Annotated in this window: 20 protein-coding genes; 15 read left to right on the top strand and 5 right to left on the bottom strand. The window is 62.1% G+C overall.

From position 1 onward, the window contains the following. Window positions 1-44 precede the first annotated feature (44 nt). Together F758_RS0103500 and F758_RS49250 are read right to left on the bottom strand one after the other, a co-directional pair. Window positions 45-782 (bottom strand): metallophosphoesterase family protein, encoded by a 738-nt coding sequence (locus tag F758_RS0103500; RefSeq protein WP_024506549.1) that lies wholly within the window; start codon window positions 780-782, stop codon window positions 45-47. A 72-nt stretch (window positions 783-854) separates the two neighbouring features. Then, window positions 855-1004: a hypothetical protein gene (locus tag F758_RS49250; RefSeq protein ID WP_157449846.1), complete on the bottom strand. Its 150-nt coding sequence runs from the start codon at window positions 1002-1004 to the stop codon at window positions 855-857. Between the two features lie 594 nt (window positions 1005-1598). On the opposite strand from F758_RS49250, the gene F758_RS0103510 reads away from it, so the two are divergent. The 6 genes from F758_RS0103510 to F758_RS0103535 all read left to right on the top strand — a co-directional run bounded on the left by F758_RS0103510 (window position 1599) and on the right by F758_RS0103535 (window position 8122). Beyond that, the gene (locus F758_RS0103510) at window positions 1599-2369 is read left to right on the top strand and encodes an exopolysaccharide biosynthesis polyprenyl glycosylphosphotransferase (RefSeq protein WP_024506550.1); all 771 of its coding nucleotides are present in this window, start codon (window positions 1599-1601) and stop codon (window positions 2367-2369) included. A 35-nt stretch (window positions 2370-2404) separates the two neighbouring features. After that, window positions 2405-3820 carry a mannose-1-phosphate guanylyltransferase/mannose-6-phosphate isomerase gene (locus F758_RS0103515; protein ID WP_024506551.1) on the top strand — a complete coding sequence of 472 codons (1416 nt, stop codon included), beginning with the start codon at window positions 2405-2407 and terminating at the stop codon, window positions 3818-3820. 36 nt (window positions 3821-3856) lie between these two features. Further along, window positions 3857-4648 (top strand): FkbM family methyltransferase, encoded by a 792-nt coding sequence (locus tag F758_RS0103520; RefSeq protein ID WP_024506552.1) that lies wholly within the window; start codon window positions 3857-3859, stop codon window positions 4646-4648. 178 nt (window positions 4649-4826) lie between these two features. After that, window positions 4827-6152, top strand: a complete 1326-nt coding sequence (locus tag F758_RS0103525; RefSeq protein ID WP_024506553.1) for a UDP-glucose dehydrogenase family protein — start codon at window positions 4827-4829, stop codon at window positions 6150-6152. Between the two features lie 12 nt (window positions 6153-6164). After that, on the top strand, window positions 6165-7202 hold the full coding sequence (locus tag F758_RS0103530; protein ID WP_024506554.1) for an NAD-dependent epimerase: 1038 nt from the start codon (window positions 6165-6167) through the stop codon (window positions 7200-7202). A 137-nt stretch (window positions 7203-7339) separates the two neighbouring features. Further along, window positions 7340-8122: an SDR family NAD(P)-dependent oxidoreductase gene (locus tag F758_RS0103535; protein WP_024506555.1), complete on the top strand. Its 783-nt coding sequence runs from the start codon at window positions 7340-7342 to the stop codon at window positions 8120-8122. Between the two features lie 219 nt (window positions 8123-8341). On the opposite strand, the gene F758_RS0103540 is transcribed toward F758_RS0103535, so the two are convergent. From F758_RS0103540 to F758_RS0103550, 3 genes are all read right to left on the bottom strand, one after another. Beyond that, entirely contained in the window at window positions 8342-9781 is a 1440-nt protein-coding gene (locus F758_RS0103540; protein WP_024506556.1) for a hypothetical protein, read from the bottom strand. Between the two features lie 193 nt (window positions 9782-9974). Further along, window positions 9975-10712 (bottom strand): formyltransferase family protein, encoded by a 738-nt coding sequence (locus F758_RS0103545; protein ID WP_024506557.1) that lies wholly within the window; start codon window positions 10710-10712, stop codon window positions 9975-9977. 171 nt (window positions 10713-10883) lie between these two features. Next, window positions 10884-13085, bottom strand: a complete 2202-nt coding sequence (locus F758_RS0103550) for an HAD family hydrolase (protein WP_349542193.1) — start codon at window positions 13083-13085, stop codon at window positions 10884-10886. Between the two features lie 300 nt (window positions 13086-13385). On the opposite strand from F758_RS0103550, the gene F758_RS49255 reads away from it, so the two are divergent. From F758_RS49255 to F758_RS0103600, 9 genes are all read left to right on the top strand, one after another. Continuing rightward, window positions 13386-13850 carry a hypothetical protein gene (locus tag F758_RS49255; RefSeq protein WP_157449847.1) on the top strand — a complete coding sequence of 155 codons (465 nt, stop codon included), beginning with the start codon at window positions 13386-13388 and terminating at the stop codon, window positions 13848-13850. Further along, window positions 13834-14535, top strand: a complete 702-nt coding sequence (locus F758_RS0103565) for an RNA polymerase sigma factor (RefSeq protein ID WP_024506560.1) — start codon at window positions 13834-13836, stop codon at window positions 14533-14535. Before F758_RS49255 ends, F758_RS0103565 begins: the two co-directional genes overlap by 17 nt. A 140-nt stretch (window positions 14536-14675) precedes the next feature. Beyond that, complete coding sequence (locus F758_RS0103570) at window positions 14676-15500, top strand: flagellin (protein WP_024506561.1); 825 nt, start codon at window positions 14676-14678, stop codon at window positions 15498-15500. A 141-nt stretch (window positions 15501-15641) separates the two neighbouring features. Beyond that, entirely contained in the window at window positions 15642-17279 is a 1638-nt protein-coding gene (gene fliD / locus F758_RS0103575; protein ID WP_245286412.1) for a flagellar filament capping protein FliD, read from the top strand. Next, window positions 17279-17689, top strand: coding sequence for a flagellar export chaperone FliS (locus F758_RS0103580; protein WP_024506563.1), 411 nt, complete (start codon window positions 17279-17281; stop codon window positions 17687-17689). The genes fliD and F758_RS0103580 overlap by 1 nt, the downstream gene beginning before the upstream one ends. Before the next feature lie 188 nt (window positions 17690-17877). Then, window positions 17878-18258 carry a hypothetical protein gene (locus F758_RS53155; protein WP_024506564.1) on the top strand — a complete coding sequence of 127 codons (381 nt, stop codon included), beginning with the start codon at window positions 17878-17880 and terminating at the stop codon, window positions 18256-18258. Between the two features lie 299 nt (window positions 18259-18557). Next, entirely contained in the window at window positions 18558-19226 is a 669-nt protein-coding gene (locus F758_RS0103590; protein WP_024506565.1) for a flagellar hook assembly protein FlgD, read from the top strand. 22 nt (window positions 19227-19248) lie between these two features. After that, the gene (flgE, locus tag F758_RS0103595) at window positions 19249-20526 is read left to right on the top strand and encodes a flagellar hook protein FlgE (RefSeq protein WP_024506566.1); all 1278 of its coding nucleotides are present in this window, start codon (window positions 19249-19251) and stop codon (window positions 20524-20526) included. 2 nt (window positions 20527-20528) lie between these two features. After that, the gene (locus F758_RS0103600; protein ID WP_024506567.1) at window positions 20529-20804 is read left to right on the top strand and encodes a hypothetical protein; all 276 of its coding nucleotides are present in this window, start codon (window positions 20529-20531) and stop codon (window positions 20802-20804) included. Window positions 20805-20817 lie beyond the last annotated feature (13 nt).

Genomic DNA, 20817 nt, shown 5'->3' on the forward strand with positions numbered 1-20817 from the left:
AATGTGAGCGAGACGTCTGTTGTCTGCTCATGCAAAGAGATGATTCATAGAAACTGGATCGAAGTGTCTTCGAGAATAACACATGTTAAAATTCCCGAGCGCCATGCGCCGGTGTCGATGTTGATGCGATTGGAGCGCACGTCCGGATGCGGAACCGGTGTGTGTCCATGAACGATGAGCTTGCCATGGTCGCGAGGAGAATCCAGAAACTCACTTCGAATCCAAAGAAGGTCCCGCATCGTCTGTCGGTCCAGGGGAACGTTTGGCCTGATGCCGGCATGCACGAACAAATAGTCGCCGCAACAAATCCATGGCTTTAGACATTTGAGAAACAGCGCGTGTGCTTTTGGAAACGCGCGACAAAAGCGCTGATGCAGATCATAGTTGCTCTCCGTGCCGTCGTGACGCAGGGACACACCATAGGAGGCGAGCGTTTGCATGGCGCCGAGCTTGAGCCACGAGGAGAGGATGGCCGGATCGTACAGGAAACGCTCGAGCAGTTCCTCGTGATTGCCGCGTAGGCAGACTGCGTTGTTTCGGACCAGACGGGTCGCGAGCAGATCTATGACTTCTTTGGAGTCGGGGCCGCGATCGACGTAATCGCCCAGATAGATTTCGACCGCGTATGAGACGGGCCTGCGCCACAGGTCCTCATCGATACGCTCCATGGTTTCGCTCAGCAAATCGGCGCGGCCATGAACATCGCCGACGGCGTAAATGCGCGTTTCTGCTGGAGTGGAATGAGCGATGGATGGAGAATCGGTAGCGGATCGCCGTGACATGATCCGCAATAGCCATCATGGAACCGCGTCCCGGTCAAACAAAAGCGGAGTTGTACGGATCGACGCCCGCTCTTAACAGAAAATAAACCGGACGAACGCGATGATCGCGACCCAAGCCATTATATTGGCGAGCAGGATGCGGTTCCGGAGCTTGCGATCGGGTGGTTCGCGCGGCTCGAGATGCGGGTCGACCGGATACGGCTCGGCACGTTCAGCGCACATCGATGCCTCCCCGCGTGGTCGAGCGACAGGGAAAACGTCAACTGGAGTCGTAACGTCCTTTCGCAGCGGCGCTATCATCGGAGAATTTTGACACTTCCGTATCGACTGGTGCAAGCCGGGTAAGTACGGGAACGACGCTTATTTTTCCATGAAGCCTCTCGTGCAAAAGCAAATCCAGACGCGCAGCGGATGCGGGGCTTGCGTCTCTTTTGAAGAAACATGCACAAGTTTTCACCGTTCGCCCGCGGGTAAAAGGTTCCTAATTTTTTGATCATGCATGGCTGCGTCGAGGTGCGCGCAGCGCATTTTTCGCGCAGATCGCACTAACTGCTTTTCGCCACAGACGATTTTCCGCGACGCACAAGCGAGCCGACACCGCGTTGCAAAACGGAAGCGCAACATTTTCGTTTCGCTGCCCAATTTCGTTCAAGAACTTCGGAAAAATTTTAGACAAAGGCGGATCGTCGCGTGGTTTGTGTTTGCTAGAGTTCGCATCTGCGAAAGTCGCGGTGACGGCTGGCGCTGTTGCCGAACGCATCACTGCGCTGTCTTCCGCCGGTTGGAGTGACCAACTTTTCAGCAGAGGCAAAAGCCATGGCGGCCACCATCGCAGCGCGTTTGCAACAGGAAAATGTCGCGCCGTTTCGCAACGAGCAGGCATTCATCGCAGTCAGGCCGGTCGAATGCGGCAGCGGCGGGTACGGATACGGAAGACACAGATGTGGTCGCCGGCGCGCGCGCCGCGCATCGCGCGTCGAGCCGGCAAGTTCGCTCAGAAAGCGACTGTTCGATATCGTTGCGGCGGGTACGGCTCTGCTGTTTTTTGCACCGCTGTTGATCGCGATTGCGATCGCCATCAAGCTTACCTCGCGGGGGCCGGTGCTGTTCTTTCAGTATCGCTACGGCTACCGCAATCGCCGTTTCAAGATCTACAAATTCCGCTCGATGCGCGTCGACGCCTGCGATGCGGCCGGCGTGAGGCAGACGGTGCAGGGCGACTCCAGGGTCACCTGGATCGGACGGATCTTGCGGAAAACCAGCCTTGATGAGATCCCGCAGCTCTTCAACGTCATCAAGGGCGACATGTCGCTGGTCGGGCCCCGTCCGCACGTACCGGGAATGCTGGCGGCGGATCGTCTTTATGAAGACCTGGTGCCGTATTATTTCCAGCGCCATACGGCGCGGCCCGGCATCACGGGCTTGGCTCAGGTGAGCGGCTACAGGGGCTCCACCGCCCAAGCCGATCCTGCCATCTCGCGGATCGACTACGACCTCTCTTACATCGAGAATTGGTCACTCCGCCTGGACATCATGATCATCCTGCGCACGATCCGCAGGGAGTTTCTGTCGGGCAGCGGCTTTTAGTTCCGTCGAATTGTTCTATCAGCATGGGTGATGGCATGGCGACGCAGGCGGGCGGCCGCATAACTCCCGTTCTCTTGTCAGGCGGAGAAGGATCGCGGCTGTGGCCGTTGTCCCGCGAAACCTATCCGAAACAGTTGCTGTCCGTCCTGGGCGAGCGAACGCTGCTGCAGGAGGCCGCGCTGCGCGTCGCCGATCGGTCGCTGTTCGTCGAACCGATCGTGATCGCGGATGTGCAACATCGTTTCATGATCGGTGAGCAACTGCGCGGCGTCGGGCTGTCCGGAGCGACGATCGTGCTGGAGCCGTTCGCGAAGGGCACGGCACCGGCCGTTGCGACCGCTGCGCTGCTTGCGGTTCGCTCGGATCCCGGCGCCATGCTTCTTGTCATGCCCGTCGATCATTGGGTTAGCGATCGAGCCGCCTTTCATGCCGCACTTTCCGATGGCCTGGCCGCCGCGCGAGAAGGACGCTTCGTCCTCTTCGGCGGCAGCCGGACAGGAGAAAAGCAGGCCGGAGGCGTTCAGGTCGGTTCGGCGGTGGAAGCGATTCCGGTCGTGCACTATGCCGCGAGCGGACCAGGCGATGCGGACCTGACGGCGGTCGGGACATGCTCTGGTGACGGTCACGGGATCTTTCTGCTGCCGGCATCGCAGCTCGTTGACGAACTCGAAGCACGCGCGCCGGACCTGCTTATCGCGTGTCGTGCCGCGCTTGCGGGCGCGACCCGCGATCTCGATTTTCTGCGCCTGGAGGAAGCGGCATTCGGAGCCTGCCCGGCCGCGTCGGTCGAGTCGGTCATGGCGCAAACCGGCAAGGCCGTAGTCGTCGACGCGTCGTTCGACTGGAATCACGTCGGGAGCTGGTCCGAACTGTGGAGCTTGGGCGACAAAGACAGCGCCGGCAACGTAACGGTCGGGGACGTGGTGCTGGAAGACTCCTCCGGATGCTATGTGCGCGCCGAAGGTCAGTTGGTGGTTGCGCTCGGCGTCGATGATCTGGTCGTAACCGCGACACCGGACGCGGTGCTCGTGACCAGGCGGGACCGCGACCAGGACGTGGTCAAGATCGTCGAGCGCCTGAAGACGAACGGTCATCGCTCGGCGACCGAGACGCTCAGCGTGCATCGTCCATGGGGCTATTACCAATCGATCCATGCTGGCGAGCGCTTTCAGGTGAAGCGGATCACCGTCAATCCCGGCGCCAAGCTGTCGTTGCAGAAGCACTATCACCGCGCCGAGCACTGGGTGGTCGTCAACGGGACCGCGATCGTCACGCGAGATGACGAGGAAATCATGGTGCGTGAAAACGAATCGGTGTTCGTGCCGCTGGGCTGCACGCACCGGATCGAGAATCCGGGCAAGGTGCCGCTCAACCTGATCGAGGTGCAGTCCGGATCCTATCTCGGCGAGGACGACATCGTTCGGATCCAGGATATCTATCATCGGGTTTGATGGCCGATGATCGGCAACAGGAGAGATCAGTCGCAGATGAGTGCCAGGCAGCGAACCAAAGAGCTACTGAAGGAAGCATTCCCGTCAATCTGGCTGCAATGGCATTTCATGCACCGGCCGAAAACGGCGGAGCAGGAGCTCAATTTTCTCGACCGGATCGTTCCGGAACGGGCCGTGACCGTCGATGTCGGTGCAAATTGCGGCCTTTATACCCGCAAGCTGTCGCGGCTTTCCAGAAAGGTCCACGCCTTCGAGCCGTCGCCCAAGATGGCGGAGCTGCTACGACGAACCTCGGCATCGAACGTGAACGTTCACGAGATCGCCTTGTCGGATCAGGTCGGCGATGCGGAGCTGTTCATCCCCCAGGACAACAACCAGCCGGTCTATGGCCTTGCTTCGCTGGAGCCGCGGCTCATGGGCTCGAACCAGGCGGTTGTCGCCACGAAGGTGCCCACGGCACGGCTCGATGCGATCGTCCACGAGGACGTTGCCTTCGTCAAAATCGATGTGGAAGGGCACGAGCTGAATGTTCTCAATGGCGCGGTCGAACTGCTCGAACACAGTCAGCCGGTGTTCCTGGTCGAGGCGGAAGACCGGCATCGCGAGCAGGCAACTCGCTTGCTGTTCGATTTCTTCGCGCAGAGGGCCTACCGGGGTTACTTCCTGAAGGACGGCAGCGCCTTTCCGGTTCATCAGTTCCAGGTCGAGGAATTGCAGGACGAGACCGTCCTTCTCCCTGACGGTGGACGCAAAAGCGGAAGGTCCTACATCAACAACTTCTTCTTTTTCCCGCGGCACATGGATGGAGCATCGATCCTGAATGGCTAGGGCGCGATGTGGTTTGGTTGAGCTGGCACCTGCCGCCGATAGGGTTCACCTCTCCCTGCTGGGGAGAGGTGAACCGTCGAGACAACAAACCGAACCTAATCTCATCACGCGCTAGCTCGGGGCTTCCCGACCATCCAATCGACAATCTCGAAACACAGATTATCAGGTAGGACCCTCGATGCGCATTGCCATGATAGGCGCCGGCTATGTCGGCCTGGTGTCGGGAGCGTGCTTTTCCGATTTCGGACATCATGTGACCTGCATCGACAATGACGACGGCAAGATCGCCGCCCTCAAAGCCGGGCAGATTCCGATCCACGAGCCGGGGCTCGCGGAACTGGTCGCGAACAATGTGAGTCAGGGTCGCCTTGCCTTCGATATCGACCTGAAGCCCGCGGTCGCCAATGCCGATGTGGTCTTTGTTGCGGTCGGGACGCCATCGCGGCGCGGTGACGGGCACGCCGACCTCTCTTATGTCTACGCGGCAGCGCGCGAGATCGCGCGAGCGCTCTCGAAATTCACGGTCGTGGTGACGAAATCGACCGTGCCGGTCGGGACCGGCGACGAGGTCGAGCGGATCATTCGCGAAGAGAATCCGGACGCGGAATTTGCCGTCGTGTCGAACCCGGAATTCCTGAGGGAGGGCGCCGCGATCCGCGACTTCAAGCATCCCGACCGGATCGTGATCGGGGCCAATGAAGCGCGCGCCCGCAGCGTCATCAGCGAAGTCTACCGGCCGCTTCATCTCAACGCGCCGCCTATCCTTTATACCGACCGCCGCACCGCCGAGCTGACGAAATATGCCGCCAATTCCTTTCTCGCGACCAAGATCGCCTTCATCAATGAAATCGCCGACCTGGCGGAGAAGGTCGGTGCCAATGTTCAGGAGGTCGCGCGGGGAATCGGGCTCGACAACCGCATCGGTCTGAAGTTCCTGCACGCCGGCCCCGGCTTCGGCGGATCGTGCTTTCCGAAGGATACGATGGCCCTGATCAAGACTGGTCAGGACAATGAGACGCCGCTGCGGATCGTCGAAACCGTCGTTGCTGTGAACGACCAGCGCAAGCGCGCGATGGCGCGGAAAGTGGCCCATGCCTTCGGCGGCAACGGCAATTTGCGCGGGAAATGCATTGCCGTGCTGGGTCTGACGTTCAAGCCCAACACCGATGATATGCGCGATGCGCCCTCGATTCCGTTGATCACGGCGCTGCAGGACATGGGCGCGGAGATCCGGGCCTTCGATCCGGTCGGCATGCCGCAGGCCGAGAAGGTGCTGGAGAACGTGACCTTCTGCAAGAGCGCCTATGATTGCGCCAAGGGCGCGCACGCCGTCGTCATCGTCACGGAGTGGGAGCAATTCCGGGCGCTCGATCTCAAGGAGCTTTCCGCCGTCATGGCAAGCTCGGTTATCGTCGATCTGCGCAACATCTATTCACCGGAGGAGGTGATGCGAAACGGCTTCCATTATTGCGGCGTCGGACGGCCAAAGCCGCTGGCCTACTGAGCCGACGCGATCATGGTGTCCGGGACGAATCAAAGTGCGGACGCAAGCGTCCTGGTGACGGGCGCCGCCGGCTTCATCGGCTTCCACGTCGCTCAGCGCCTGCTGCAGGCAGGCCGGTGGGTCGTCGGGATCGACAACCTCAATTCCTATTATGACCCGGCGCTGAAACAGGCCCGGCTTGATATCCTGGGCAACCACCCTTCGTTCAGCTTCCAGAGATTGGATCTCGCCGATCGCCCCGCCATCAGCGAGCTGTTCGCACGCCACCGCTTTCCTGTCGTGATTCACCTGGCCGCGCAGGCCGGCGTCAGATACTCGCTGCAAAATCCGCATGCCTATGTCGACGCCAATCTCGCAGGCTTCATGAACGTCCTGGAGGGCTGCCGGCACACCGGCTGTCATCACCTGTTGTTCGCCTCGTCCTCATCGGTCTACGGTGCCAACACCAGGTTGCCGTTCTCGGTACACGACAATGTCGATCACCCCGTCAGCCTTTATGCCGCCAGCAAGAAGGCGAACGAGCTGATGGCGCATGCGTACAGCCACCTCTACAGGATTCCCACGACTGGACTGCGGTTCTTCACGGTCTACGGCCCATGGGGGCGGCCGGATATGGCCATGTTCATCTTCGCCAAGGCCATCATCGAGGGCCAGCCGATCAAGCTGTTCAACAACGGACAAATGCGGCGCGACTTCACCTATGTCGATGACGTCACCGACGCGCTGGTCCGGCTCATCGATCGCGCGCCGCACGGCAATCCGACATGGTCGGGCGCGGCGCCGGATCCGGCGTCAAGCGCCGCGCCATGGCGCATCTACAACATCGGCAACAACAAGCCGGAAGAGCTGACCCGGGTGGTGGCGATCCTGGAAGAGGAACTCGGACGCAAGGCCGTCAAGGAATTCCTGCCCATGCAGCCGGGGGACGTCCCGGCGACCTACGCCGATATCGATGACCTTGCCCGCGACGTCGGTTTCCGCCCCGCGACCTCGGTCGAGGAGGGCATTCGCCGGTTCGTGGCCTGGTACCGCAGCTATCGGGACCTCTGAGCGCGCCTGTGCCGCGCGAAATTGCCGGCCTTTCGGAAAGGCCGGTTTCGTGGTCATCTTGCGCCTTGCAAATCCATGCGATCGGCGCATCGCCCGTACTCAGCCGGGCGAGGCGCAGTTATCGAGGAGGCGGGAGCATGAAATCATCCGGAAAAGTTGCCGCCATCACGGGCGCGGCGCGCGGCATTGGCAGGGCCTGCGCCGAACGATTTCTGCAGGAGGGAGTGAAGGTCGTCATCTCGGATGTCGATGGCGAGGCGCTTGCCAAGACTGCGAGCGAGCTCGGCCGCCCGAGTGAGCTGCGCGCCGTCGTGGCCGATGTCGCCAGGCGCGCCGAGGTCGACCATCTGGTCGCTTCCGCCGCCAGGGAGTTCGGTCGGCTGGACATCATGGTCAACAATGCCGGCGTCGCGCGCAACCGGGATTTTCTCGAGATCTCCGAGCAGGAGTTCGACGAGATCATCGCCATCAACCTGAAGGGCGCATTTTTCGGCGTGCAGGCCGCCGCCAGGCAGATGATCGCGCAAGGGGACGGCGGCGTCATCATCAACATGTCCTCGGTCAACGCGCTGCTCGCGATTCCTTCGCTTGCGACCTATGCCATGTCCAAGGGCGGCATGAAGCAGCTCACTTCGGTTGCGGCCGTGGCGCTCGCGCCGCACGGCATCCGGGTTGTGGCAGTGGGGCCCGGAACGATTTTGACGGAGATGGTCGCCTCTGCGATTTTCTCCTCCGAGGATGCGCGGCGCAGCGTGCTGTCGCGAACGCCGGCCGGACGCTGCGGCGAGCCGAGCGAGGTCGCGTCGGTCGTGGCGTTTCTTGCCAGCGAGGATGCCTCCTACATCACCGGACAGACAATCTATCCGGACGGCGGCCGGCTCAGTCTCAACTACACCGTGCCGGTGAACGAGGGAGCTTGAGCAGCCCGTCATTGCGAGGAGCTCCGCGACGACCCGCCGTTGCTCGCTGCGCGAGCTATGGCGAGGCGTGAAGTCCCGCCGAAGCGCCTTTGCGCGTAGGCGGAAGAAATCCAGACTGCATCGGCTGAGAAAGTTCGGATTGCTTCGCTTGCGCTCGCAATGACGGCGGATGTTGCGCTCGCGTCTTCTCGACCGCCGTGATGGCATCGCAGTAGGGCCCTATTCGCCGCGCGCCTCCAGCAGCGGGCGCTTGAGAAGCGATCTGCTGTATTTCCCGCTTCGCTTCAATTTGGCGCCGAGCGACGCGTCGGCCAGGCGGAATATTTGCGTCGAGTGCGCGGCGGCGGTGGCGGAATAGATCGGGTGCGCGGCCGCTCCGATCCTGTCCTCGGAGATCGGGAGCTTGCTGAAGGCGTTCAACTGCAGCCGCTCGGAAGGATCAGTCAGCAACACCCAGCTATCGTCGGCAATCTGCATCACGGAATCGACGTCTTCGTCCCAGGCGCACAGCACCACTTCCATTCTGGAGAATCCGCCCGGGTCAGCCGCAAAGGCCCGCGCCGCGGCTTCGATCGCGCCGCTGACGTTCTCGGCATCGCCGGCCAAGACGTCCCGGATCAGCACCGTGATCGCCCGGCCTGTCTGCGATGATCCCTGCATGATCAAATGCGACTCCGGCGCCTGGTGCCTGCCGTATCGCCGCGCGCGCTGGAAACGCGACGCGATCGATGGATCCGGCGCGACCGAGGGCTCGGCACGGTTATATTGAATGACAGCGGGCCTGCCTTTTGCGCTGTCGGCCGCCTGCCAGTAGTCGTCGGGCAACCAGGCGGTCTCGATCTGGCGCTGCGAGGATAGCAGCGTCCAGGCCTGATCGAGCAGAAAGGCTTCCGGCACGTCGGGATAATCGCGGCTCAGGCGTTGCCAAGTGTCGAGCAGCGAGCGCGCCGGTTCGGTCTGATGAAAGAACAGGACTCCCGTTTCCATCTGGCCGGTGCGCGACTTGTAGACCGCGAAGTCGCATGCGATGGCTTGGGGCAGCACGGGGTGCCGGCAGACGGTCGCATTGGGGGCGATCCAGAAGATGGGACGGTTTGCGCGCTCCCACTGCCGAATGATGAAGTCGATCTTGAATGTCGGGCTCGATGGCGCAGCGACATCGACCCCTTCGATAACGCTTTGCAGTCCAAGGCGCGTGAAGTCGGCGGCCAGCCGCTGCGGCCGGTCCTCGAAGGGGAAGGTGCGCAGGAACGACGACAGGAATAATGTGTCTTGCCTCGGATAGAGTCCGGTGGGCACCGACAGGGGCTTGACACCGCCCCACCAGACGTGATGCGGCGCCGTCTTGCCTTGCGAGCCGATCGAGCCATAGGCATGAAGCTTCGATTTGAGAAAGTCGAATGCGGGGTTCTCGCCGAACGGAACGATGATGATCGAGTTTTCGTGCAGCGAACCGACAAGCATTTCGATCCGGGCCGGATTTTCCGCATTCAAGACGACGACGGCGAGGTCGGGCGCCTCGATGGCGCTGCTGCCGTCCCACATAACGGTGCCGCGATGGCGTCGGACAAGCTGACGCAGGCGGTAGCGCTGGATCTCGCCGAGGCAAAGCCCATCCAGTTCGCTTTGCGAGGGACACTTTTCGTTTGCATCATTCATGCTTGATCGACCGGGTCATGAGGGGACATGACTGATACGGTCGGCGCGCCGAATTCAGGCGAAATTGCGCTAGCTAGAGTGCGCTGCGGTTTGGTTGTATCGATGCCAGCCGCGGAATCGGTTCACCCCTCCCCGTTGGGGAGAGGTGACCGCCAAGGCGACCGACTGAATCTCATCACGCGCTATTGCAGTGTCAGGCACGCATTTCGAATGCCGCAAGCGACGGCGCGTCGACATGCGGCGGCGGCTCGGCCTGCCGCTCCATCACGTCGCTCAAGCGAAAACGCAAGCCATGCAAGGTGATGGTGAGGGGAATGCCGCGAAAATCATCATCGAAGGCACGAATACGGCGCTTGAGCTCGGCGGCATCGATAGTTGCGGGAAGCTCGCAATAGTCGCGATACATCTGCCGGGTGCTCTTCGTTCCGCTCCAGCCAATGGGCAGTGCCGGCAGTGGTCCGGGCTCGCAGGCGATCTCGCGCGCTTTCCGCCAGAACAGGTGGCCAAGGCGCACATAGGCGATTTGTTCGAGTTCACGCACGCTGATATTGTCTGGAACGACAAACGACTCGACACCGACGATCGGGCCGGAATCCACCTTTGCGGCCATCACATGCATGGTTGCGCCGAAACGTCGGGCGCCGTCATAGATCGCGAAATTGGCCGGCGCCCAGCCCGGATAGTCGGGCGGCCCGGGATGGAAATTGTAGGCGCCGTGACCCAGCGCCTCCAGCATCGCTTGCGGGACAATGACACCGGTCGTGAAGGCCACCAGCCGTGCGTTGCGCCACACCCCGGGCTCGATCGCGGCAAGATCCTCGAGCCGCGACGCCTTGCGGAACGACAGCGCGGGATTGTGGGCCATCAGGAGGACGCTGAGCGCGTGCTGCTGGTGCGGAGTAGCTGTCAGAAGGATGATGGTCTTGAGCATCTGGCTCCTGAACTCGTCGTCTTGCGAAGGCCGAAGCATCCCATCGCGCTTCCGGGGACGCCGGCCTTCCGCCGTGACAAACGCAAAGCGTTTGCGCGAGGCTCACGCTTGAACAAGAACCAAGGCAGGGCGCGCTGATTAAGTGCCATCACGCCATTTGCTGTTTGAGCGTCATGCTCTGCTCGCCTTGCCGACGCCAACGATGCGGTCGCAGTCGAGCGAGGTCAGAGAGATGGTGTAGATCGCTACCTTACTGCGTGGCGGGTCGACCGGGATCAGCAGGCAGCCGCGCTCATCGTCGGCGCGGTAGTGGCGGCCATTGCGCGCGACGCCGGCGAAGATCAGCCTGTCATCGGCGACCCTCACAACGTCCGGATTATCGGCGGCCTGAGCTGTATCCTTGCCCGACTGCACGACCACGCCCTGCATGATGCCGTCGCGCGCGAGCTTGCCGAGCGGAACGGCGATGGTCGCCACAGCCATGTCTTGCGCGATCGGAATGCGCAGGCGCAACTCGCCGAGCCCGCTTTGAAAGACGGTGATCGCTTCCATCGCGGCCCGTCCGTTCGATCCGAACAGCCCGATCCGAAGCGAACCGCAAGGCGTCTCGCCGAACACGTTGGGCGGCAGCCGGTTGGTGCCGAACAGCACATAGAGATAGGCATGAGATGAAGAGATGCTCGCAAGGCTGCCGGCGAGCCACATCGGCGGCTCGGGCGCCGTGCAGGCGATGGGCAGTCCGCGCGCGATCACCTGGTCCTTGACTGTGTTGCTGTCGAGCATCGGCACCATCTTGCGCGTGCCGAGATTGACGTCGTGACTGAAGTTGCCAAACAGAACGAGCTCATCGTCGTCAGGCAGCAGCAACAGGCGTCCCAATATCGCCGCCGTCCAACGCGCCATGACATCGGACGCTGCGTAGGGGCGCAGGCCGTAGCGCGGAGCAAGCGCGCGCGCCTGCGCCGCAAAGGTGCGCGCCCCCGTCTGGATCTCTGCCGCCAAGGCGAGTTGGTCCGCCGGGCAGAGATTGTCCTCGCGAAGGACCTCTCCGTCGCGATAATCGCGCACCGATCCGTCGGCCGCGCAGCAGATCTGTTCCAGCAGCGCGACGTTGCGCAGCATCATGCGCTTGGCATGGGGTGTCACGACGAGGTCGGAGACCAGGCCCTCGGCGGTGTCGCACTCGGCGACATCGTAGAAGGCGTCGTCCAGCGACAACAGATAAGTGCCGTGAAGGCGGGTGGCGATGCCTTCGCGATCGAAGATGCGTCGCAATCCCTTCTGCACGCTGCCGGAATAGCCGAGATCGACGAGCATCAAATCCGTGCAGGAGTCAAATTCGGGAATCGTGTTGCGCAGATAGTCAAGCAGCCGCTTGCGGATGCCTGCGGCGATCTGGGCGACGTGGCCAGCGTCGACGAGCCGGGGCAGGGCGCGGCTGATGTCGCGGCCGGTGGCGACCCCATCCGGGCATTTCGCAAAAAATGCCTTCACTGGCGGCGGCAGGATGGTGAACATCTGTGCGAAGCTCGGCTCGTCGATCTTACCGAGCTTTTCAAGCAGATCGCACAGCGGCTCGAGTGTATCGGCCGAGCCGAGCAGGCTGACGCGGCGATTGATTTCGAGATAGGCCGCCTCTCCGTGCGCATCCTGCCAGATGCGATGTGGCAGGAAACCGTCGCGCCCGAGGAAGCCAATGGCGACGCGTCGGCCCGCCCGGGCGAGTTGCGCGCGGCGCGCCTCGATATAGGCGTCGAAGGCGGCCATTATGGGCCCGAGCACGGTCAAGCCCAGTTGAAAGCCCGGACGCTTATCGCTGCTGGCTGCCGCGACCACGCGGCGCAACGTCCGCCCGCCATGATCGAGCCGCGACGGCCGTTCCGGACATAGCAATTCGAACATGGCCGTTTCGCGCTGCAGCTTGGAGGCGAATGCTGCGCTGGCTTGCGGATAATATCGCGGCCGGATTCCGTGGCGCCGAGCGCCCGCGATATCGGCCTTCTCGTTGTCGCCGAAATGGATCGAGCTTGCCGGGTCTATTCCCTGCTCCGCCAGATATTTGGCGAACAGCTTCTCGCCCTTGCCGCTGTCCTGATCGCAGGACGCATAGAGGAAATCCCAACTCAATTCCGGACTGCAGGCCCGCAAGAGGCGAGCGAGTTGTTGCGAGTTCCAATACGTGTCGGAGATGAAGCCGACGCGGTAGCCGGCGCGCTTCATTTCCAGATATTTCTGAACCATGTCTGGATTGGCGCGGCACAGCTCGATCTCGGCGGCAAACTCCGCTTCGGCGAGAACATTCAGCGCGCCGCGATCGAGCCCGAACAGTCTGAAAGGAAAATAGGAATAGATGTCGGAGATGTGCACTTCCACGGAGTCGCGGCGCTGCTTTGCGTTTTTGCGCGCATGCGCTTCGGCTTGAATGCGATGCTGAACGAAACTCGTGGAAACATTCGGACACAATTCGGAAATGCGCGCAAGCTCATACACCCGTTCAAACACGCCATCCGGCGTCGTGCATGCACGCAATAGAAATGTATCGAAAACATCGAACGAGCACGCAGAAACATTTCGCGCGCGAGTTCTCGCGTCGACGATCGCGACATTCATGCTGAAATCCCCGCCCGTTCGCGATCATTAAACGTGCAAGTGTGCGAGATCAGGCGCACGCTCATGAAAAAATTCATCGCGCGATTCAAATTCGCGCGCATCGCGACTGACAGATTCAAAAAATCGGATAACGTCAACGCGATGATTCGGAAAAAATTTCCCAGCGCGATTTCATCGAAGACGGCTCCGCTGCGCGCATCGACAAACCCGGCGGTTGATGCCTGCTCGCGACGGCTGCGGTCAGGCAATCGCGTGTGGCGACTGCATTTTCCGGCGCGATCATCCTTTTCGCATCCATGCAAAGCGATGCAGGTCGCGGGCGCGGCGACGCCTTGGGCTGCGCCGGGCCATTGGCCAGGTCGGCAGGTTTTGCCGCGCTGGCGGCAAAAAACTCCAGCTAAGCCACTGAAAAACAACAAAAAATCTTCGCCTGGATTTTCGGACGAGCCCGTTCAACGCATCGGAAGCCGCGCGGAATGTGCACGATCGGCATTGCGGGTTGGAGAATGGGATGAACTGGGCGCTTGAGATGAAGGCACCGGCCGAGATCGAGATCACCAAGGCGCCGCTCGCGCCGATCGATCCCGCGCCGCCGTGGAGTGACGGCCTCGCGATCCCGGAGACGGTTGAGGTCGAAGCCGCCGATGTTCGCGACCAGGACGCCGAACTGCTGGACCGGCTAGCCACTGGCGATGAGGCGGCGTTCCGTCTTCTGGTCGAGCGCCACATCGATCGTGCCTATGCGATCGCGCTGCGCATCATCGGCAACGCCGCCGACGCCGAGGACGTGGTGCAGGACACCATGCTCAAGATCTGGACTCATCGCGGGCGCTGGCAGCACGGCCGCGCGAAATTTTCGACCTGGCTCTATCGTGTCGTCAGCAATCGCTGCATCGACCTGCGGCGCAAGCCCCGCACGGAGAATGTCGATGTCGTGCCCGAGGTGGCCGATGCGAGGCCTGATGCGTCCAGCGTCATCGAGCGCAACGAGGCGCGCGATCTCCTCGACGCGGCGATGCAGCGGCTGCCCGAGCAGCAGCGCGTTGCCGTGATCCTGTCCTATCATGAGAACATGAGCAACGGCGAGATCGCCGACGTCATGGACACGACGGTCGCCGCGGTGGAGTCGCTCTTGAAGCGCGGTCGGCAGCAGCTTCGCGAGTTGCTGCGCCGGCACGAACGCGACATCCGCCACGCGTTTACGGATCTCTAACCATAAATCACGCTTGCGGCGGACTTTCCGCCTGATCTTCCGCTGCCCTTCCGTTTGACGGATGCACGGCGCCGGAACGCGCGTCGTTCGTTATCATCCAGGATGCGGCATGTCATGCCCATCACCACAGGAGCTTTTACATGCCCGTAATTTCCACCAATCTCGCAGCCAACGCCGCGGTAAGCTACCTTAACATCAACTCGCAGCAGGAAACCAGCGCGCTCTCCAAGCTGTCGAGCGGTTCGCGGATCACCTCGGCTTCCGACGACGCTGCGGGCCTTGCGATTTCGACCCGCATCTCCTCCGATGTCACCGTGCTGCAGCAGGCCGCGACCAACGCCTCGCAGGCCACCGCGATCCTGCAGACCGCCGACGGCGGCGCCTCCAACATCAGCGACATCCTGGCTCGCATGGAATCGCTGGCTTCGGAATCGTCCTCCGGCACCACGGTCCAATCCAGCCGCGCCTACATCAACTCGGAATTCTCGCAGCTCATCAGCGAAATCGATTCGATCGCTTCCGGCACGCGCTACAGCGGCCAGAGCTTGCTCGACGGCACCAGCTCCTTCGCCTCCGGCGTTTCGGTCATGGTCGGCTCTTCCGGCAGCGACACCATCACCATCACCTTGTCGGACCTGACCTCGTCATCGCTCGGCGTCAGCTCGCTCAGCGTCAGCACGCAGTCGAGTGCCGTCTCGGCGCTGGACGCGCTCAGCAGCGCTGTTGACACGGTCTCCAACGCCCGCGCCCAGATCGGCGCGCAGGAATCGCGGTTCAACTTCGCTTCCAGCTCGATCTCGACTCAGACGCAGAACCTGCAGGCCGCGAACTCCGCCATCAAGGACGTCGATATCGCCTCCGAGCAGGCGACGCTGTCCTCGGCCGAGGTGAAGACCCAGGCTGCGGTGTCGGCGGAAACCGCCGCGAACCAGATGCCGCAATATCTCCTCAAGCTGCTCGGCTAACGGGCAAGAGCCGGGCCGGCATGACGCCGGCCCGGTCTCCTTCATGATGGACCCAGGGCCATGACGGTAAGCAGCGCCACGTCGAGCACCACCGGGACGACCTCCTCGACGTCGTCAAGTTCGACCGGCTCGTCGAGCACGGTGACGACGACCGGCACGACCAACTCGACCAGCGTCGATTGGAGCGCGCTGATCCAGGCCGAAGTCGCTGCCAAGCTGGAACAGGCGACCACGATCGAGACCAAGATCACCGCCAACGAAGCCAAGATCTCGGCTTATCAGGCCTTGCAGACCGATCTGAGCAGCCTGGCGAGCAGCCTGGAATCGCTCGCCACCTCGGTCAGTAATTCGTATGCAACCAACGTCTTTGCCACGCGCGCGGCGACGATTTCCGCGACCGGCGATGTCAGCGCGTCCTCCGCGCTGTCCATGACCGTCAACAACGGTGCCGCAACCGGCGATCACACCCTCACGATCTCCCAGATCGCCACCGCGGAGAAGGTGATCGGCGCATCGCAATCGGACGAGACCACGGCGCTCGGCTATTCGGGCACCTTCTCGCTCGGCCTGTCCGGCGGCTCCAGCGCCAGCATCACGGTCAACAGCTCGATGTCGCTGCAGGACGTCGTCGATGCAATCAACGCGCAGACCTCGACCACAAACGTAGAAGCCTCGATCGTCCAGGTGTCGAGCGGCTCCTACGAAATGGTACTGACCGCCACCAACGACAATGCCGACATCACCTATTCCAGCAGCTCGGGCGACGACATCCTCAACAAGCTCGGTGTCACCGGCAGCTCAGGATCGTTCACCGACGTGCTGCAGCAGGCGCAGCCGGCGGAGTTTTCGCTCGACGGCATTTCGATGACGCGCGATACCAATACCATTTCGGACGTGCTCAGCGGCGTCACCTTTGATCTGCTGCAGGCGACGCCCAGCGGCACCACGCTCAACATTTCGATCGGCACCGATGCCAGCCAGATCGAGTCCGCGCTGCAGACATTCGTGACCGACTACAACACGTTCCGCGACGCCGTGATCGCCCAGCAGGCGCAGAATTCGGATGGCACCGCCGCATCGAGCGCGGTGCTGTTCGGCGACAGCACCATGCGCGACATCATGACCCAGATCGAGCAGGTATTGGGGACGTCGATCGGCGGATTGTCGATGAGCGATCTCGGACTGTCGTTCAATGAAAGCAACGAGCTTGAGCTCGACACCAGTGCTCTGTCGACGATCCTGGACACCAATCTCAGCGGCGTGACGACGCTGCTGTCGGCGCAGACCACGACCTCCTCGAGCCAGCTCGCCGTCATCAATACCGGAACCTCGCCGCAATCGTTCACGCTCGACCTGACGGTGGACTCCTCCGGCAATCTCACCTCTGCTTCCGTCGACGGCGACAGCTCGATGTTTACCGTCAGCGGAAATACCATCGTCGGCAATGCCGGCACCGCCTATGCCGGCATGGCCTTCACCTATACCGGATCGACGTCCCAGTCGATCACCGTGACCTCGACATCGGGTCTCGCGACGCAGCTCTACCAGATCGCCAAGACCTATTCGGATACGAGCACGGGAGCGCTGCAGACGCTGATCAGCAATCTGCAGACGCAGGACGATGATTACCAGAACCAGGTCGATACCATCGAGAGCAACGCGTCGGCCTACCAGACCCAGCTACAGGACCAGTACGCCAATTACCAGGCGGCCATCGAGAGCGCCAACAACACTCTCACCTATCTCAAGGCATTATTGAACGCGTCGAGTAGTAGCTGATGACACAGAACCCGTTTGCCTATCGAGCCAACCAGGCCTATCGCGGCGCGGCGGTCGCCGTGCCGCCGCTGAAGGCGGTGGTGATGTTGTTCGACGGAGCTATCATGTCGTTGCAGAAGTCGGTAGAGGCGCAGGAAGCGCGCCGGTTCGAGGAAGGCCATGGTCACCTGATGCGCGCCACCGCCATCCTGCGCGGCTTGAGCCACCATCTCGATTTCAACCGCGGCGGCGCCTTGGCCGAGCGGCTTTACCAGACCTATAGCGCGTTGATCATGGCCTGCTTGCGTGCCTACGGCCGGCCTCGCGCGCGGGAGAATTTTGGCCGCATCGTGGCAAGCCTCAGCGAACTGCGCGAGGCCTGGCAATTCGTGGATGCGACCAGAGGCCCGAAGGCGCCCGGGCGGGGATAGGTTCGCCGAATCGCTTCGGCGCCGCGGCGCTGTACAGGGGCGCTGCGGCATGCAGACGCAGCCTCCCGCCTCGCGCAAATCCCCGGGGATGGGCGGGGGTAATCCTATGGATTTCCGCTTGAAATCCGTTTCCGCCGGGGCGCGAATGCTCTATGACAGCTCTGTCAAAGGAGCTGGATCCGCCGACGATGGACGTCACGATGTTCGAGGACTTGATCGACCGGTTGGGGGAGGATCTCTCCCGTTGGCCCGACGATCAACGGCGCGCAGCCGAAGAACTCCTCGCGTCATCTTCCGCGGCGCGCGCGCTGCACGAGGAAGCCCGCGCCGTGCGCAAGGCACTGGCCGGACCGCCGATCAGCGCCCCGGCCGGTCTCGCCGACCGCATCGTTGCCGCCGCCCGGATCTCCGCGAAATCGGCACCGTCGCATAATGACGAAAAAACGGCGGAGGAGCCGGTTCGTCCCGTGCAGCCCGGCAAGGTTTTGCCGGTGCTGTTGCTGGCACTTTGCCTCTTGCCCTCGCTGGCCGCGCCGGCTTTGCTGGATCTGACGCGAGGCTGCATCTAGGGCTTGGCTCCGAACCGGTCGGTTCCGTCCCTTTCCGGGCTCATTCTCACTTGTAACGCCATCGCGCGCCGACCTGTTCTTGCGCGCTCATGTCCTGCCGCGCTGGTCGCGCGCGGCGCGCTCACCTACTTGCGATCCGCATCGGCAAATTCTGCCGAGCAATCAATCGTTCCCTCGCAATTTATTCGCGCCTGAATTGGCCGCGCCGTCCGTTTCATCTGCGAACGACCTTCACGAATGCAACCTGCAAACGAGCCTCCGTCGCGCGCTCAGCGCAACGACGAGAGCCGGAGCTTGCCATGACTGTTACCTCGACGTCTTCCACGTCGAACACGACGACGAGCAGCACGACATCCTCGTCGAGTTCGTCGGCTTCGACGATCAGCTCCAGCGATTTCCTCAACCTGCTGCTCAGCGAAATGCAGAACCAGGATCCGCTGGATGCGACAAGCACGACCGACTTCATGAACCAGCTCACCTCGTATGCGAACTTCACCGAGCAGTCGCAGATCAACAGCAGCCTGTCGTCGCTCGCGAGCTCCTTCTCCAGCCTGGTGACGCTGAACTCGGTCAACTACATCGGCCATACCGTCGAGGCGAAAACCGACACCGCGACGCTGTCCAACGGCTCGGCGACGTTCGGCTACTCGCTGTCCGCGGCGGCGGCGAATGTGACGCTTACGCTGAAGGATGCCTCGGGCAACACGGTGTGGACGGGGACCGGCACCGGCAATGCCGGCGACAACACCTTCACCTGGAACGGCCAGGACTCGAGCGGCAATCAGCTCAGCGACGGCGGCCAGTACACGCTCTCGGTCACCGCGACAGACACGGTCGGCAACTCGGTTTTCAATTACTCGACCATCACCGGCACCGTTACCGGCATCGATACGTCGACCTCTACGCCATCGCTGACGGTCAATGGAGTTTCCGTCAGCGCCGCCAACATCATCGCGGTCACTTCCTGACACACTATCTGGAGTTCTATTCATGGGTCTCTCGGGCGCACTTTCCTCGGCGATCTCGGCGCTTGCCTCGCAAAGCACGGCGCTGTCGATGATCTCGGACAACATCTCCAACTCGGACACGACAGGCTACAAGACCACCTCCGCGATGTTCGACGATCTGGTGACGGCGTCGAGCTCGTCGACGTCCTATGCCGCGGGCGGCGTCACGGTGTCGGGCCGCGCCAACATCACCCAGCAGGGCCTGCTCGCCGCGACCACCAACGCTACCGACGTGGCGATCCAGGGCAGCGGCTTCTTCGTGGTGACGGATGGGCTGTCGGGCGGCAACACCTTCTATACACGCAACGGTGCCTTCACCACCGACAACCAGGGCTACCTCGTCAACAACGGCTATTATCTGGAAGGCTGGCCCACCGACAGCAGCGGCAACGCCAACGAGACCGCGGCCCCGGTGCCCATCAATACGCAGGCTGCCGCCAGCATCGCCAGCGCCACCGCAAACGTGGCGTTTGATGCGAACTTGCCGGCCGACGCCACGACCAACACGAGCACCACAACGACTCCCACTACGGGCTCCAGTTTTACCAGCTCGATGACGGTTTACGACTCGCTCGGCAATCCGGCTTCGATCTCGATCACCTGGACCAAGACCGGAACCAATACCTGGAGCGCGCAATTCGGCGATCCGACCTCGCCGTCGGATACGAGCACGTCGCTTGGCACCACCAGCACGACCAACAACCCGATCACGCTCACTTTCAACAGCGACGGATCGCTTTCCGGCAGTTCGCCAAGTCCGGCATCCATCGCGGTCACCTGGAACGACGGCTCCAGCAACAGCACCATCAACCTTGATCTGAGCAAACTGACTCAAAACGCATCCGGCGAGACCACGCCATCGGTCGACGTCACCAGCATCACGCCGGATGGTTATGCTCGCGGCACGCTGAGCAGCATTTCCGTCAGCAAGAACACCGGCATCGTCGATGCGACCTATTCGAACGGCGAGACCATCCCGATTTACAAGATCGCGGTCGCGACCTTTACCGATCCGAACGGGCTCTCGGCGGGCAGCGATGGCATGTATTCGGCCACGGCAACCTCGGGCAACGCAACCCTGCACGGGTCTGGCGAGAACGGCGCCGGCACCGTCTATGGCAGCGAGCTGGAATCGAGCACGACGGATACCAGCGGCCAGTTCAGCAACATGATCTCGGCGCAGCAGGCCTATTCGGCCGCATCGCAGGTGGTGACTACCGTCAACAAGATGTACGACACGCTGATCTCGGCGATGAGGTAGTCATGGCCGGTGCAGGTAAACTGAAGGGGAGCGGCGAGGGCGAGGGGCTGCTCCGCAAGTTGCGGCGGCTGACGGCTCGTGCCGGCGCCCTGAAGGCAGGCGATCGCGCGCAACTGCTCGCGCTGATGGACGACATCCAGACCACACAGCGCAAATTGGCAAGCGAATGCGCGCGCCTCGACGAGGACATGAGGCGCGCGACGGTCAGGCTCACGGCGATCAAGGCGTATGCATGGGGCGCGGGCGCAGTTCGCACGCCGCGCCAGGGTCGGCATTGAAGGAATGGGAGCG

Origin of the sequence: Bradyrhizobium sp. ARR65, assembly GCF_000472385.1 — a bacterium.
Classification (GTDB): domain Bacteria; phylum Pseudomonadota; class Alphaproteobacteria; order Rhizobiales; family Xanthobacteraceae; genus Bradyrhizobium.